The following is a 16,542-nucleotide window of genomic DNA, read 5'->3' as shown; positions in this document are numbered from 1 at the left end:
TTAATCATTGTTGATTATAATAAATCCAAGTATTTAGTTATCAATAAAATTAAGATTGATAAACTAGAGAGTATATATATGGATTTATATTATACGCGTTCAGTTTATAAGAAAAATATTTGTGGGTTTATGTTGAGTACTGAATCTCAATATTACCAAATTATTGAAAAAGCAACTCGAGACAAGAGCAGTAACCTATTATATGAAACCAGTGATGTCCAAAAAGAACTAGAAAGTTTATTGCAGGTTGCCGTTGATACTGGGGCGAGTGATTTACATATTACTCGTGGGGATGTTATTTCAAAAGTAGAGTTTAGGGTTAATGGCTCTTTAATTTTATATTCTCAGTTAACATCTGCTAGTTGTGATGAATTGGTGTTTGTATTGTATAACGTTGAAGCGACGACTAAAGAGACAACATGGAATCGCCAACAACCGCAAAGTGCCAATATTTTGTATGATTTGAAAGGTAAAAAATACCGGTTTCGTTATGCACATTTCCCAATATTTGGAGAGACAAGTGATTGTTATCATTGTGTATTGAGAATTATACCTGCTTCTATAGATACTAACCCTAACCCTCAATTGGAGAGTACAGGGTTATCTGAGGTAGAAATTGAAGATATTAAATCAATACTAAGTAATCCATATGGTGCTTATTTTATTGCAGGAACAACGGGGTCGGGGAAATCAACAACATTAAAGACAGTTATTGAATGGCTACAAATAAATCGGTTTAACAACAAAGGTTGTTTTTTAACGGTGGAAGACCCCGTTGAATATTATATCTATGGTACCAAACAAAGTTCAGTATTAGATGTCGATGGTGGAGGGTTTCATTCCGCGATTAAATCCGCATTACGTCGTGATCCAGATGTACTTATGATAGGTGAAATACGAGATAAAATTTCAGCTAATGCATTATCTGGTGCAGTTGAAAGTGGCCATTATTGTTTCACAACCGTTCACGCAGGGAGCATTGTAACATTATTACAGCGGCTATCGGCACTCGGTATTACAGGAGACAAACTGTGTACACCTGGTTTTATTGCGGGCCTACAGTGTCAAAAGTTAATGCCAGTACTATGTTCGCACTGTAAAAAATCAGAGCTTGCCATTTTCGGTTCCCGGGAAATTGAAATATCAGTGCTTAACCAAGATGGCTGCCAGCATTGCAAATATACGGGTATCAAAGGACGTAAACTCGTTATCGAATATATGCGGCCATCAATTGATGAATTATCTGCAATAGCGAAAAATAATTGGCTTGAAGCGTATATGCACTGGCGTAAAAAAAGGCTAATTGGAAAAGGAATTGGTGAGGGGTTTCAAATTAAAGAAAAAACGCTGTTATTAGTAATTGAAAATAAAGTTTGTTACCACTGGTTTACTCATGAATTTGGCGCTATTCCAGCAGAAGATATGGAGGTAATTTTTGAAAAAATTCACTAAATCTCAGCGATTATATTTATATCAATTTTGTGCTGATATGATTAACTCTAACCTTCCGATTTATGATTCAATCATAAAACTAAAAAAAGAAGGGGAAACGGTTATAGGCAAAGGGTTTGTCAATAAATTGAATTATTTATTAGACAAAATGGCGAATAAAGAATCTATTGCATCCGTTTTTGATGGGATGGTACCAAAGAGTGAATTAAGTTTAATCTATTCTTCAGAGAAAAGTGGGGCACTTGCCAATGGCTTTACCAGTATCGTTGAGGTTATTAAATATAAAGACCAATTAATGTCAAAAGTCATCAAATCAATAACATTTCCTTTGATTATGTTGGCTTTATCTTTAATTGTGATAGCAGGTTATGCGGTCAAAGTTTTCCCTGCCTTTGAACGAGTACTACCGGTTACGCGTTGGCCTGTTGTGACCAGTTCATTATATGAATTTGGCTTGGCTTTATATAATGGGTTATGGGTTTATATTTTAGTAGCAGTCATCCTATTAACGATAATAACTAGGGTTATTATGGCAAATGTAACTGGGTTATTTAGGGATAGGTTTATGGACAGAGTAGTACCATTTTCTACTTTCAAACAATTAAATGCTTCTATTATATTAAATAGTTTGTCAGGGATGTTAAAAAATAAAATCCCTATTAATGATGCATTGACAATATTGAGTTTAAACGCCAATAGATGGTTAAAAAGTCATATTAATATTATGAAAGTTAATATGGCCAAAGGTCAAAACTACGGAGAAGCGCTGAATACAGGGTTATTAAATGTACATGAGCTTTTGAATATTAGTTTGTATTCCGCATTACCATCATTTCATGATGTATTAACATCAGTATCTGAAAAGTCAAAAATTAATATTAATGACAAAATGGATAAGCTTGCAGGATTATTAAAATCATTTTCAACATTAATATTAGGCGGTTGTGTCATCTGGGTGTTTATTGCACTATTTTCGTTATCAGATCAGTTATCTAAGATGTCCCAAATGTAAGTGAGAGGTTAATAATGAAAAAAGTAATTTTTTGTACCGTGTTGCTGCTGCCCATAATAGCGGTTGCTAAAACAACAAAAGGTGTTAATTATATTAATAACACTGCTTCTAATCCAATAATGTCGGTTTGTGCTAATACATCGACGCCATTACCTATATTTATTTCTACATTACGTGATTTTGGTTTAACATCTAAATTTAGTAATCGAGTAAATGTATCGGTTACCGCAGAATATTGGACTGAAGAAGAACGGGGTATTCCTATAAAAATTGCTAATTTTTTTGCAATGGATACGATACGGAAACCTGATGGTAGAACGCCGTTACTTGGGAATTATTCTACAAAAAAAGAGGTTTCGCCCATACCGATGAGCGCAAGAGAGTACAGTGGTATGTCAATCTCGGATGCAGGTTTGGGAAAACCGACAAAAACTGATCGGAAACGTACTTTTGAGTCTTATAATAGCCAAATACTCTATATCAAAAATCGAGGTGTTTACAACGCTAACTATTTTCCAAGGCAGCAAGCTGCACCAACTACTTATGGCGGTAGTGAATACTTTCGACAACCTGACGATATTATTTGGTTACCCGGACGCGCAATAAAAAAACTGACAATTCATATTTATGATTCAAACCCACCAGCATCTCCACCCGAACTAAAAGGGAGACCGGCACCTACAGTTACATTTGAGTGGAAAGCCAAAACAGGTTATAACCCAAAATCATCTGTTCCGCCTATACTGGAATTAACAAGTGTGACTTATTCTGGACAAGGTAATAGTTCTTGGGGGTCGGAATCTGCATCAGATAATGATATTGACAAGACGCTATACGGTAATGCAAGTGTATTAAGTAGCATAACATTAGGGGAAAAATACACATTAGCAATGGACTGGAACCGAAGCCCTATTATTAGAGACCTTGCGACTAACCCATTTTATTCTAGAGCATACCAATTAGAACGGGATGCATTTAAAGCGGGAGATCTGGATTTTGCTCAATTAGTCAATGCGATAAGTCAAAATAAAAAATTAAGTGCTTATGATATTAACCTTAAAAAAACAGATTTTATTTATACCAATATTGATGCAATAGATAGAGATCTGGGATGGGGGCATGGAGGAAAATATAAAATAACCTATTTTAGAGGCAGTATCAACGCTTATAATAATGTATATATTGATCAAAAAAAATATGAAAAAGACGGTTCAATAATGAAGATTTGTGACTAGTATGTTAGAGTTTATTCATTATTATTATACTGTGATTGCCATTATTATAGGCTGTTGTGTTGGTAGTTTTATCAATGTAGTAATATATCGTTTGCCTATTATAATATTTACACGGGGAGAGGCGGGGAATTTTTCATTAAGTTTTCCTGGCTCTCGCTGCCCAACTTGCAAAAATAAAGTATATAAACGGGACAATATTCCTATATTAAGCTGGTTAATTTTAAAAGGGAAATGTCGACATTGTCATTGCCCTATATCAAAACTTTATCCTCTTTCAGAATTTATTTTTGGCTTTTTTTTTGGTTTGGTTATTTTCTACTATTATTTTGATAGGGAACTCGCTACATTGGTGATGTTTTTAGGGTTATGTTCCGTTTGCTATGTTATATTTTTCATTGATCTTAAATGGTTAATTATTCCAGATGAACTGAACTATTTGTTAATTTGGCTCGGGTTATTAAGTTCTGTAATGAGCTGGACAAATATAACTCCTTTGCAATCTGTCACAAGCTGTATGCTCGTATGGTCAGTGATTAAAATAGTTATTTGGGGGTTCAAATTGTCGACAGGTAAAGATGGGCTCGGTGATGGTGATGCCAAACTATTTGCTGCAGGTGCCACTTTTATTGGGTTATTTGCGATCCCTTGGCTTATTTTGCTATCGGTGTTATTTGGTTTCTTAACTTATTTAGTTGTTAGGTCTGTTAATTATAGACCGGATCGAGGAGAGTTTGCTGAGTACTATGATATTGATGAAAAAAGTTACATTCCATTTGGACCTGCTATTTGTTTTGCTATAATGGTATTAGTTTTTTATTTCCATATAATGATGTGATTCTCCACATAAACTCCTCGTTTATATAAACGAGGAGTTTATCAACTAATTAGAATTGATAGTAAAGGTTAGGTCATCATTACCTAAATTAATCTTACGGCTTGTAATCACTGAGCCATTATGAATGACCCTAGCTTCTACGGGGTGTAAACTTCTTTCGATATTCACGTGAAATTGGTTCATTTCATTTCTATTAATTTGAATGGAGGCTAACTGAAATTGTAAACATCTTCCAGTTATAAGGCTGACTTCGAGGTAATCTAAATCTGTATCGAGTTTATTACTATCATCTGGATAGACCATCCCATAAGAACCATTAAGGGCAGGGTAAATATAACTTGGCAATTTATTTTCGGGGTCATGTAACCCTAATAAGGTTATCACCTTAACACCTTGCTTGTAAGGGACCAAATCCTTAAGAAGTGCATCATCATCATGCATAATCCATTCGCGGCCATCAGAGATATAATGTAGTACTTCATTATTATGTATAATTTTCTGAGTATCATTTAGATGAAGAGTAATACTATAACTTGCTGAAGTATCAATAGTAATTAAATAATCCGGGTAATTATTGGGGGTAGGGAAAATAATATTAGGTGCATGTCTACCATTATAACAGTGGATCATAGCTTCTTTATTAAACTGGAAAATATTTATTAATTGCTCTTCGGTGATATCTTTACCATTTTCTATGGGGACATCACTATAAATATATTTTGATGTGGTATGACGGTACTCTCTCATTTGTTGTAATTCTTCATCCCAGCGAGAAAACCCTGTGGCCGAGTTAACATTAAAAACAGCTTTACTTTCAAGAAAATGTTGAATTTGGTTAAGTGAATGAGGAGTATGTAAGGTAAATGTATTGTATTTTTCATACATAGGTGAACCCCCAGCCATTGCATCATGGCCGAGAGAGTGTTCCTTATAAGGGAGTGCGAATAACCCTTCACCTTCATTTTCTAAATACGTGGGTTTATTTCGTGTTGCGCTTTCAAAATTGGGAATAAAAAAATTATTGTGGCTATCCCATCCCCATGTTGAATTTCGCTGGCTAGGAACGGCGTTGACAGAACCATAAAATCCACCGGGGTAGTGCCCTAAGCCATAATTATGTCCAATTTCATGACTAAATTCATTACGAATAGTGTCATCTAATGTCGCCATACCTGCACCACCAGAACCGCCGTGCACTTGTAACCCATTTTCATATTTTCCTATAGAGGTGTGTACGGTTATTTGTGGTGTTACCATGTTACTCGCTTTGTCTCTTCCTGCATTGAAAAAGCCGTAGTTGGCAAAATTAATTCCAGATGCAATTAACGATTTTGCTATGTATTCCCGCATAATGCCGGTGTGCCAACCCCCATCACCAGGAGCAATACCTACCAGTAGCCGGCCATCATGCAACATAAGTTCGGTTAAATAAATAGGATCGTAGGTTGTTACCGTTAAGCGAGATAAGGGGACTTGTTGAAAATATTGCTGATGATATTCATGCATTTGTTGAAATTCGAATTTGTCCCTATAGGGTGTTAACATACCAATAGCAATAGTATGGAGAAGTAACTCATTAGGTGCACCAATATCTATATATTCAATATCTCCTTTTTTATCTTGATGTGTAAATTGTAAGGTAATATTAGGCTTAATAAATTGGCTTGGCACTATAATTGACCAACAATTACCAATATAGTCTATTTTTGATAGGAATTGGTCACAGTTATTTTCTGTATTTATTTCGAACCAAGTGCCATCTACATTAACGAGTGTAAGTTCGTCACCTGTAGCTAACTCAACATTTCTACCATTGAAAAATACTGAAAATCGATAAGTTGATTTACATTGAAATATGATTTTTTTTCGCGAATATTTTTCATCTGACTCAACTTTGAATGATGAATTGTAGTGACCATCGCTGGTGATTATTTTAACCGTATCATGATTAAGAATAATATCATTAAAATAATCGGGGTCATCTAACTGATGCAATTGTTTATCATTACTAACAATGATAGTAACTTCATTAGGGTGGGGTTGGGGAGGACTAATATTGGCATAGATTGGTTCACAAGTTGACGTTAGCTCATTTGGATTTTTCATCTTAGCTTCAAATATAATACGTTTTTGTTTATCAAAAACAAATAACTTGACGTCATCATTATGCGCTATGAATTCTCTAGGTTGGAATAGAAACATAGTTTTTCGATTAGATATTATTCTTGGTTGAATATCATCAGGAATATGCTTTCCCGCTGGGATTATACAATTCTGTACATAATGAACTGAACCTGCCAATGTACCGCTTGTATCACTTTTATATTTGTTATTATTAAAATGAGAGTTATTTCCTTTAGAAACAATAAGTTTATTGAAGTAACCTAATGATTTATTATTTTGTAATATTATAGTTTTGTCATGTGCCATTTTAGTTTTCTCATTTATAAAGCATGATTTTATTTCATGCGAGGTTGTTTGGGGCGTTTTAATAATAGATATATAACCAAAATTGAATCTATATTATTATGATTTTTTGTGTATATGTATATGATATATTTAAGTATATAATTAATTTTTTTAGTTAATAAATAAAATTCAAGTGACATTGTTTTAAATGAAGATGTGGTAAATTAATTATTGTTATGTTTATTCTGTTAAGCTATATTTATTAGGTAAGTAAAGTTTAACTTTCATTTTCATGATTCGCTAATTAGGAGGCAGTTTATTGCCTCCATTTTTTTACTATTTCAACATTAGCCTTTATGGCTCCCTCATATTAATTTTCAGTGTATTATTATTTATACACATTAGAAAATAATGAACTCAATTACCTTTATAATTAATGTTGTTAATGCAAGTTAATATTATTAAGGTTATGTTTATCAATATGACAACTTGGTGAAAAGTATCTGATAGTATATAAGTGAAATTTTAACTGGTGTTTTTATTAACCCTTAGAATACTCCTTTTTAAATTATTACTCTTATGAGGAGTAATAGATTGTATTGACCTAAATATTTAAATTTTTAGATGTGTTAAATCAGTAAAATAATATTTCTAATTGTTAATATTTATATGTATCACTCATGAAATTAGTGAAAAATAAAAATAAATACAATTATCTGATTTTACTCCAATGCTGTCATCACTCCAATATTTAACCTGTGATAAATGATGGGGTGGAGTTAAGTAATAACCAAAAAACTGGTTAATCCCTAATAAGGATAATTATAACATGAATATAGGCAGGGTTTAGGATTGAATAGCTACCCATTAAATTGAACTTATATTATTGTTATGCATATAATCCAAACCGCCTTATTGGCTACTTAGTCAAAGTTATTAAGGCGAAATATTTAAATTGATTTTATCTAATAGCTAATAGTTAATAGCTAAAAATAAATAAGGAAATTATATGAAATTGTTAAATACAGTAGATGCATCAAAAGTTATTGGTGGAACAGCGCCAGTGTGTGAAACATCATTTGATACTGTAAAAGTAGGTGCTGGCCTGACAACCTGCCAACAGATCACAAAATGTACTGATAAGCACGGTGAAGTAAGTTATAAAGCACAACCTGCAACAGGTAAATGCCCTTTATAATCTAGTTGTTATGTAATAATTATAAAGCATGCTGAGGAGGGATTCTTTGCATGCTTTGCTTTCAATCCAATGGTAAAACTGTAATGAATAATAGAAAAATATCTAAATTAACGATTATCATATATACCTTGTTTGTCATTATGATTTCTGTGCTTACAACAGTCATGTTTTATCATGTTTTTATTTTTGAGACCTTTAAAGATAATAGTCAAAGTCAGCAAACATTTTTTGAAATTTCAGCCGAAAAAGTATTGTCGAGCCCAATAAAAGAAAATAACAGTATTATTGAGGTTATGTCATATGGATGTTATTACTGCGGTATAAATAATGATGCCATCATGAAGTTTGCAGAAGAACTGCCTGATGATGATAATTTCAAAGCAATACACTTAGCAAGTAAGTATACTCCACTAGCGGCCTATGCACCTATTTTTGCGACTTTAGAAGAAATGAATATTGAGCCTAGTTTACGCTCAGCCATTTTTAATTCTGTTTTAAATGATAATGTTGATTTTAAAAATCAAGTCGAACTATTGGCATGGTTGAAAAAGCATAATGTTGATACTGAAAAGTACCTTGAAATTAGCAATACCCCAGCTGTAGCTGAAAAACTTGATTATATGGAGAGCATTGCTGAATTCTACAATATTACGGCAACACCCGCTTTCATTATCAATAAGCGCTATGTTGTTTATCAAGACCGTGATTTTCCTGAATTTACTAAGTATATGGCAGAACTTTTAGAAAAGAGTAAGCAGGAGTAATTGTGGGCCGCTTTATTATTGTATGGCTAATTTTTGGTATTAGAAGTGTCGTTGACGCAGCACTTGTAGGTATTGTGAAATTAAATACCTGTGCGGTGACTCTATTTAGGTGGTTACTGCGTTATATATCTACACCACTATTATTAATAGTTAGTTATACATTATGCCGCCTTGGGGTTATCGGTAGGAATTATCGTAATAGAACTAAGGTCGCTACTCAAAATTACCAGTGTTTAATGGATAAACCAGGGCGTATTGATACCGCATGGATCGCGGTACGTCGGTATATTTTAGAAGAGGGCGCAACTTGGGGGCAAAACAGACAAATCATGTCACAAATAGAAGCGTGTACACACAAACTTAATCAAATTGTTGAGCCTCTGCATGAACAACAAGTCCCCGTTATTCTAGCGCCATTGCATATGGTTTCTGATGTATTAGCTACTATCGTAGGGGCAGGAACATCACCTAAAAATGCGACGGTTATTGTGTCTTCAAGTGCTGAGCAAACTAAATTTGATGATACCGCCCGTATTCTTGGGGGAATTAATTTATCTTATTGCTCAATACATCAAGAGGATAAGTCATTAGCAAAAAATTTAATGACATTAATGACTGAAACGGCATCAGGACAGAAAAATATGATTATTTTCCCTGATATTACCCCAGATTATACGATTCATACGGGGGAAGGGATAAATAATAAATTAGCTTGCCGTTTATTTAATCGTCCAGCGAAATTACATAGTGGTGTTGTTCGGTTATCCAAAGTGATTTCAGCGCAAGTCGTTTTCTATAACTTATATTGCAAAAATGGAATACAAATCAATATTTATCCTCCTGTGCACGCAACAGATATTGCTAAGCAATTGCCTATCATTATTGAAAAAACGATTCGAGATTACCCTAATGATTGGCTTTTGTGGCATAGCCATTCACTTTATTTTATTAATCATTGACCTCTTATGAACAAGATTATCCCTAATACTGTTTATCAAGAAGAAACGAATGAATGTGGTTTAGCATGTATTTCTATGTTAGCCCATACGCAAGGTGTTACTGTTTCACTTGATACTCTGCGTGAACGCTATCCTGCGACAGATCATGGCACTTCTTTGTTAGAACTTTCGACAATACTTAAAGACTTCGGTATTGCAACTGCTCCCGTTCTTTTTGAACATGATGAGCTAAAAAGTATTCCGCTTCCCGCAATTTTGCATTATGGCGCTAACCATTTTGTTATTTTAGCTTATCGGAAAGGGAATAATGTCTGTGTGATCAATCCAGCGATTGGTCAGCAATGGTTACCGTATTCAGCGTTAAAGCTAGAAATTAGTGGTTATGCACTTATTTTAGACCCGAATAACCAAAGCCAATCAGATGAGGCAAATACGGTAGGCCGCAAAGAGCAACAAACAATTCAAAAACGCCCTTTGGGGATAATGAGTTTAAAAGAAACCAGTGCTATTTCGGGAATTTATTGGTTAATGCTACTGACTTTTTTAGTTGGTTTAACATTATTTATTATGCCAATAATGGTAAGTAATGCTGTTAATAAAGCATTTTCTGATATTGAAAATGCGGATTTCCCCTATGGGTTATTTATTGTTGCTTTTGTACTTGCCTCTTTACTGGCTCTTGGTGTTAGAGCGATAACTGAACGGTTTATTAAGCACTTTGTATTAGTCAATAGTGGAGTGGGTTTCTCTAAATTACTGAGTAATTCATTACGCTTTTTTGAAAAGCGTGCACCAGGCGATGTTTTTAGTCGTTTTATGGCTTGGCAATCGGCAATGGCACAGAAAATAGAGCTTGATAACCAATTACGTACAGATTGGGTTATTGGCATTATTGCGCTGGCAATTATGTTTTGGATAGCGCCTGTGTTAGCTGCAATTTCATCTGTTGGTGTAACTGTGATGGGGTTAATCAGTGTTTGGGCTATTATTCGTGACCGCTGGTATACCCAACAATTGCAATTAAAAACAGCTTCATTGAATGATTTTTTCATGGAAACCCTTCAAGGGATCCTGACTATAAAAGCAGGGGGATTGGAAGAGCAACGTAAAATACAATTTGCATGGTTAAGTCGGGATTTATTCACTTGTATTCAAAAAAGAAATGTTTATGAGCAAGTTAAAGGGACTCTTTACCAATTGACCGGTAGCCTAGAAATGGTGGTATTTATGTTAGTCATACTCCCAATGGTCGCCAGTAAAATGATATCCCTTGGTGATTTTTTTGCTTATAGCTTTATTCGCCAAATTTTTACTTCCTATATTACCCGAATTTTTTATTCGATTATTCATAAATCTCAATTACATATTATTGATACACGTGCGAATAGCTTATTTCCAGAGCGAATTGAACCTGCGGTAGCGGATTTCCACGCTAAGTCGCACCTTGGTGGCGCTCCGCATTTAACATTTGAACATATTGATTTTAGTTATGATCCGGCCAAGAAAATTTTAAAAAATGTTTCTTTGGATTTACCTACAGGCGCTCAAATAGCTATCGTCGGGGAGTCTGGCGCCGGGAAAAGCACACTATTGCGTGTGATTGCAGGGTTAATTCCATATCAACATGGCCTTTGTCATTCTGATGGGGATACGATTGTGTATCAACAATTAGCGCAGTTAGTGTGTTTACAAAGCCAAGAAGACATTTTATTTAATACCTCAGTTTGGGAAAACATCACACTGTTTGCACCGAATATTCAGGAAAAAGAACAAAAAATCATTAATAAACTGTTAAAAAGCCTAGTATTAGATTCAGTGGTTAATAACCTCCCTGGGGGAATAAATGCCCTTATTCGCGAGAGCCATAGCGCTTTATCTTTAGGCCAACGGCAGCGTTTATTATTAGCTCGCTCTATGTATAGCACTAGGCCGATATTATTACTTGATGAGCCAACCGCTAATCTAGATGAAGAAACCGCCGCTAAAGTTATTCAAGCTATTCAAAAGCATTGCCATGAAATGGGCAAGACGTTAGTTGTCGTGACACATAGTGATAAGATAACTTCAAGGTTTGATGTGGTTTATCAAATCATTGATGGTGAGCTAACAAAGACTATTGATAACAACCGTGGTCAGCAGGAAGCTCAGTTGAACAATCCACTTTTATTCGCTGAGTCAGTGCCATGAAACAGTGGGCTCAGCGATTTAAATTACGGGGTTCCAACCTACTGATCGTGCTCGGTATTACCGCTGCACTATTTGCTATCGTGTATTTCGCTACAACACGCACTGAGTCGAATATTGCTCAAGAAATGACGGTGATAACAGCCGACCGTGGTGATATCGAAAAAATCATTATGGTAACCGGGACGTTAAAGCCTTCTGTACAGGTGAATGTAGGTGCTCAGGTTAATGGGCAGATAAAGTATTTGTATGCTAAACAGGGAGATAAAGTCTTCAAAGGACAAATACTTGCTGAGATTGACCCCGCCATTCAAAAATCTGATTTACGTAATGCAATAGCCAAGTTATCGAGTGTTAGAGCCCAAAAAGCGTCTTCAGAAGCTATATTAGTTCAATATCGAAAAGCCTTTGAACGACAAAAAAAATTACGTAAAGACGGTTCTGGCATCGACAGTGATTATGAACAAGCACAAGCACAATATGAAGCGCAGCAGTATCAAGTCAAAATGAATGAAGCATTAATTGTTCAATCAGAAATGGAAGTTGAAACAGCAAATGCAAATTTAAGTTACACACAAATTTTAGCGCCAATTGCTGGGGAAGTATTAGGGATTGTCGCAAATGAAGGGCAAACGATAGTATCTTCCCAAACGGCTCCAACGATTTTGGTATTAGCTAATCTGGATAAAATGCAAATTCAAACGCGTATTTCAGAAGCGGATATTCAATCCGTACATTCAGGTCAACCGTTATATTTTTATGTGCTTGCAGACCCAGATAAACGTTATGAGGGAACGATGGGGTATGTTCAACCAGTGCCTCAAGAAGCTTTAGAAGAACGGAATATGGCAAGCTCAAATAACCAACAGAATAATGCCGTATATTACTCAGGGACCTTTGAAGTTGATAATAAAAATCGCGAATTAAAAACGTCTATGACAGCACAAGTATTTATTCGTGTTGCTCAGGTTAAAGGGGTTGTGCGTATACCGGTTAATGCTTTAGGTCGTTCAATTGCCGCCAATGAATATGAAATCACGGTACTTAATGGTAATCAACCCGAGACTAAAACGGTTGTTGTTGGGATCACCGATCGCCATTTTGTTCAAATTATTCAGGGTCTTGAAGAGGGTGAGCAGGTTATTGTTTCAAATAATATAGGAGTAAGCTAATGGCTCCTATGATCACTGTAAAAAATATTTATCGTGAGTTTCTTGCCGGCACTCAGAGAATTCAGGTACTGAAGGATATATCGTTTTCTATTAACCAAGGCGAAATGTTAGCGATTGTTGGTGCGTCAGGTTCCGGAAAGTCCACACTAATGAATATTCTCGGCTGTTTGGATAAACCAACACGCGGGGAAATTTATATTAATGGTATTGCAGTGCACTCGGCGGATAGCGAAAAGCTCGCTGAACTGCGTAGTCAATATTTAGGCTTTATATTTCAGCGCTATCATTTGATGCCGTACTTAACGGCTGAAGAAAATATTGCTATTCCTGCATTATATACTGCGATGCCAGAACAAGAACGCCAATCACGCATACAGTTATTAGCCCAGCAACTGGGAATAGAAACGCGGTTAGCGCATAAACCGTTTCAATTGTCGGGGGGGCAACAACAACGCGTAAGTGTTTGTCGAGCACTGGTCAATGGCGCAAAAGTCATTTTGGCGGATGAACCCACAGGGGCTTTAGATAGTACTAGTGGTAAAGCGTTGATGAGTGTACTTCATCAGCTTCATCAAGCGGGACATACCGTTATTATTGTCACACACGACCGAAATATAGCCCAACAGACTCAGCGGATCATCGAAATTAGCGATGGGGAAATTATTTCCGACAATGCGAATAATGTGCTGAAAGATGAGGCAATTTCCCCGTGTTTACCGGTTGTTAACAGCAATGGGCGCGCTTCATTATGGCGTAGAGGTTTAGAGTCAGTACGCATGGCTTTTCGTGCCTTATTAGGGCATAGGATGCGGGCATTTTTGTCTATGTTAGGCATTATTATCGGCATATCCTCGGTCGTTTCTTCTGTTGCTGTTGGCGAAGGCGCTAAACGTACCATTATAGAAGAAATTGGTAAGTTGGGTAAAACGACGTTAGAGATCCGCCCTGGCTTAGGATGGGGGAGTAAACGCCCTGATTTAGAAAGGGCGCTTTCTTTAGATGATGTCAACAGTCTTGCGACACTTCCATGGGTTACTACGGTCTCACCCGTTATTACAAGTGTCCCTGCTATTATTTATAAAGGGCTAGATTCATCTATTATGTTAAATGGAGTATCCGATTCCTATATAACCGGACAAGGGATCACCATTATACAAGGGGATAGCTTCCATCAGTTAGACATCGTCAATAAAGAACCTGTTTTTATTTTAGATGATAATAGCCGTCATATTTTGTTCGGTCCAAATGAGGAACCATTAAACCAATTGGTTCAAATTAATGGGACACCTTGGCGTATCATCGGTATAGCGAAAAAAGCAGGCCCAAAAATGACCAATAATTTTATGATTGGCTGGGCACCTTATACCGCCGTTTCACAACGAATAACCGGTGATAAGCCCTTCGAAGCTATTTCGGTTAACTTTTTGGATACGCTAGATCTTAAACAAGCGACCTCTCTAGTTGAATCACATTTAATGAAAACCCACGGCACAAAAGATTTTTTCATTGAGTCGGACGACCAAATTGCGATGACCTTGCAAAAAACATCAGATTCAATGTCATTGTTGATCACCTCGATTGCGGCGATATCTCTTTTAGTTGGAGGCGTCGGTGTGATGAACATTATGCTGGTTTCAGTTACCGAGCGTACACATGAAATTGGCATCCGTTTATCCGTTGGTGCGAGGCCTTCCGACATTATGACTCAATTCTTAATTGAAGCTGTCATGATTTGTTTGTTAGGGGGAGTAATTGGTATTGCTGGAGCATTAGCGAGTGGTGCGGTTTTTTCTTATTTAGCTGTTGAATTTCGGATGGTTTTTACGCTCACGCCAATCTTATTTGCTTGCGGTTTTTCCGTTTTAATCGGTTTTATGTTTGGATATTTTCCCGCATACAGAGCCGCGAAGCTTAACCCAACTGAGGCATTGGCCAGAGAATGAAAATAATCAAGGCTATTGGCTATGGCGTAATATTTCTACTGACAGGATGCGGTAGCTTAATGCGGACTGAATATCAGCGTCCTCAATTGGACCTGCCAGACCAGTGGCAACAAAATGTACGGATAATTAGCTCGCAAAAGCCTCTTAATAGCCAGACTCAATTACTTAATTTTCATGACCCAGCATTAATGAAACTTATTACGTTAGTATTGGAAAGTAATAATGATTTGGCATTAGCAGGCATTAAATTGAAATTGGCGCGTGCCAGTGCAGGGTTAACAAATACCAATCTTACCCCTGATTTTTCATTTACAGGCAGTGCTTCAAATACCAAATCTATTAAGCATGGTAGCCGCCCACAAGAAAATTATAGCTCAGGGCTTTCATTGAATTATGAATTAGATTTGTGGGGGAAGCTTGCACGTATACGTGAAAAGGATGAATGGGAAGCCGTTGCTAGTGAATATGATTACCAAGCGACAAGACTAACGCTAATCAATACCACCTCTCAACTTTATTGGCGTATCGCCTTACTCAACCGGCAAATTGATAACCAAATAGCGGGAAAGGTGATTGCTGAAAAAATATTAGCACAAACAGAATCTTGGTACCACGCTGGGAAAGTCGGACAGTTGGATGTATTGCATGCGAAACAAACTGTGATTAACCGGCAAAATGAGTTAGAGCAACTTATAAATCAACAACAGAATACAAAGAATTCATTGACCTTATTGCTTAACAGTACGGTATTGCCTGAATCTATTGATATTAAACCGATTAATCTTCGTCAAAATGTGCTTGTTGAGTATTCAGCACCGTTAAGTGTGATCTCGACCCGACCGGATGTGCGTGCCATCGAATCAAGGTTACGTTCTATGCTCGCCAACTCAGATGTGGCTAGGCTCAGTTTTTATCCAACCTTATCACTGCAAGCTGCACTGAATGCAGGGAGCCAATTGTTTAGCCAATGGTTCAGCGACCCAACTCGGGTAGTTGGTAGTGCCGTTTCATTACCTTTTATTCAATGGAATACCGTGCGGTTGACAATCGAGCAATCAGATTTGCAAGTGCAGCAAACGGCAATCGAATTTCGTAATAGCGCCTATAACGCCATTATGGAGGTTAATAATGCCATTAATGCTCGAACAATGGCTGAGACTCAAAAATCACAGCTTTTCGAGGCATTATCACTCGGCCAGCAGCGCTTAGCACTGACCACAAACCGCTATCAAGCAGGCGCTGTTAATTACCAAACTTTGTTAACGGCTCAAGATGATTTGTTGTCCATCGAAAATTCATTAGCACAAAACCAATACGATTATTTATATGCCACGTTACAGCTTTGGTTAGCCCAGGGTGGTGAGAATTAATATGAGAGG

12 protein-coding genes are annotated in these 16,542 nt (G+C 36.4%); 11 read left to right on the top strand and 1 reads right to left on the bottom strand.

Annotated elements, in window-relative coordinates; translation table 11 throughout:
* Positions 1 to 78 precede the first annotated feature (78 nt).
* The 4 genes from M1F14_RS14110 to M1F14_RS14095 are packed head-to-tail and all read left to right on the top strand — an operon-like array spanning position 79 to position 4,534.
* Complete coding sequence (locus tag M1F14_RS14110) at positions 79 to 1,452, top strand: ATPase, T2SS/T4P/T4SS family (RefSeq protein ID WP_210814873.1); 1,374 nt, start codon at positions 79 to 81, stop codon at positions 1,450 to 1,452.
* On the top strand, positions 1,436 to 2,464 hold the full coding sequence (locus M1F14_RS14105; RefSeq protein ID WP_042843760.1) for a type II secretion system F family protein: 1,029 nt from the start codon (positions 1,436 to 1,438) through the stop codon (positions 2,462 to 2,464). The genes M1F14_RS14110 and M1F14_RS14105 overlap by 17 nt, the downstream gene beginning before the upstream one ends.
* 14 nt (positions 2,465 to 2,478) lie before the next feature.
* Entirely contained in the window at positions 2,479 to 3,699 is a 1,221-nt protein-coding gene (locus M1F14_RS14100; RefSeq protein ID WP_042843759.1) for a hypothetical protein, read from the top strand.
* A gap of 1 nt (position 3,700) precedes the next feature.
* On the top strand, positions 3,701 to 4,534 hold the full coding sequence (locus M1F14_RS14095; RefSeq protein ID WP_181468487.1) for an A24 family peptidase: 834 nt from the start codon (positions 3,701 to 3,703) through the stop codon (positions 4,532 to 4,534).
* 45 nt (positions 4,535 to 4,579) lie between these two features.
* Here M1F14_RS14095 and M1F14_RS14090 read toward each other — a convergent pair whose 3' ends face one another.
* Complete coding sequence (locus M1F14_RS14090; protein WP_181468488.1) at positions 4,580 to 6,964, bottom strand: M66 family metalloprotease; 2,385 nt, start codon at positions 6,962 to 6,964, stop codon at positions 4,580 to 4,582.
* A gap of 988 nt (positions 6,965 to 7,952) precedes the next feature.
* On the opposite strand from M1F14_RS14090, the gene M1F14_RS14085 reads away from it, so the two are divergent.
* The 7 genes from M1F14_RS14085 to M1F14_RS14055 all read left to right on the top strand — a co-directional run bounded on the left by M1F14_RS14085 (position 7,953) and on the right by M1F14_RS14055 (position 16,533).
* Positions 7,953 to 8,141 carry a DUF4762 family protein gene (locus tag M1F14_RS14085; protein ID WP_042843756.1) on the top strand — a complete coding sequence of 63 codons (189 nt, stop codon included), beginning with the start codon at positions 7,953 to 7,955 and terminating at the stop codon, positions 8,139 to 8,141.
* Between the two features lie 83 nt (positions 8,142 to 8,224).
* Positions 8,225 to 8,905 carry a DsbA family protein gene (locus tag M1F14_RS14080; protein WP_042844330.1) on the top strand — a complete coding sequence of 227 codons (681 nt, stop codon included), beginning with the start codon at positions 8,225 to 8,227 and terminating at the stop codon, positions 8,903 to 8,905.
* Positions 8,906 to 8,907: 2 nt separating this feature from the next.
* Positions 8,908 to 9,864 carry an ABC transporter gene (locus M1F14_RS14075; RefSeq protein ID WP_042843755.1) on the top strand — a complete coding sequence of 319 codons (957 nt, stop codon included), beginning with the start codon at positions 8,908 to 8,910 and terminating at the stop codon, positions 9,862 to 9,864.
* 6 nt (positions 9,865 to 9,870) lie between these two features.
* Positions 9,871 to 12,051 (top strand): peptidase domain-containing ABC transporter, encoded by a 2,181-nt coding sequence (locus tag M1F14_RS14070; RefSeq protein WP_181468489.1) that lies wholly within the window; start codon positions 9,871 to 9,873, stop codon positions 12,049 to 12,051.
* Complete coding sequence (locus tag M1F14_RS14065) at positions 12,048 to 13,220, top strand: efflux RND transporter periplasmic adaptor subunit (RefSeq protein WP_042843754.1); 1,173 nt, start codon at positions 12,048 to 12,050, stop codon at positions 13,218 to 13,220. The genes M1F14_RS14070 and M1F14_RS14065 overlap by 4 nt, the downstream gene beginning before the upstream one ends.
* The gene (locus M1F14_RS14060; RefSeq protein WP_181468490.1) at positions 13,220 to 15,163 is read left to right on the top strand and encodes an ATP-binding cassette domain-containing protein; all 1,944 of its coding nucleotides are present in this window, start codon (positions 13,220 to 13,222) and stop codon (positions 15,161 to 15,163) included. Before M1F14_RS14065 ends, M1F14_RS14060 begins: the two co-directional genes overlap by 1 nt.
* Positions 15,160 to 16,533: a TolC family protein gene (locus M1F14_RS14055; protein WP_042843752.1), complete on the top strand. Its 1,374-nt coding sequence runs from the start codon at positions 15,160 to 15,162 to the stop codon at positions 16,531 to 16,533. Before M1F14_RS14060 ends, M1F14_RS14055 begins: the two co-directional genes overlap by 4 nt.
* Positions 16,534 to 16,542 lie beyond the last annotated feature (9 nt).

The organism is Providencia sp. PROV003 (assembly GCF_045040775.1).
In the GTDB taxonomy this organism is placed as follows: domain Bacteria; phylum Pseudomonadota; class Gammaproteobacteria; order Enterobacterales; family Enterobacteriaceae; genus Providencia; species Providencia huashanensis.
This window is presented reverse-complemented; position numbering and strand designations above follow the sequence as displayed.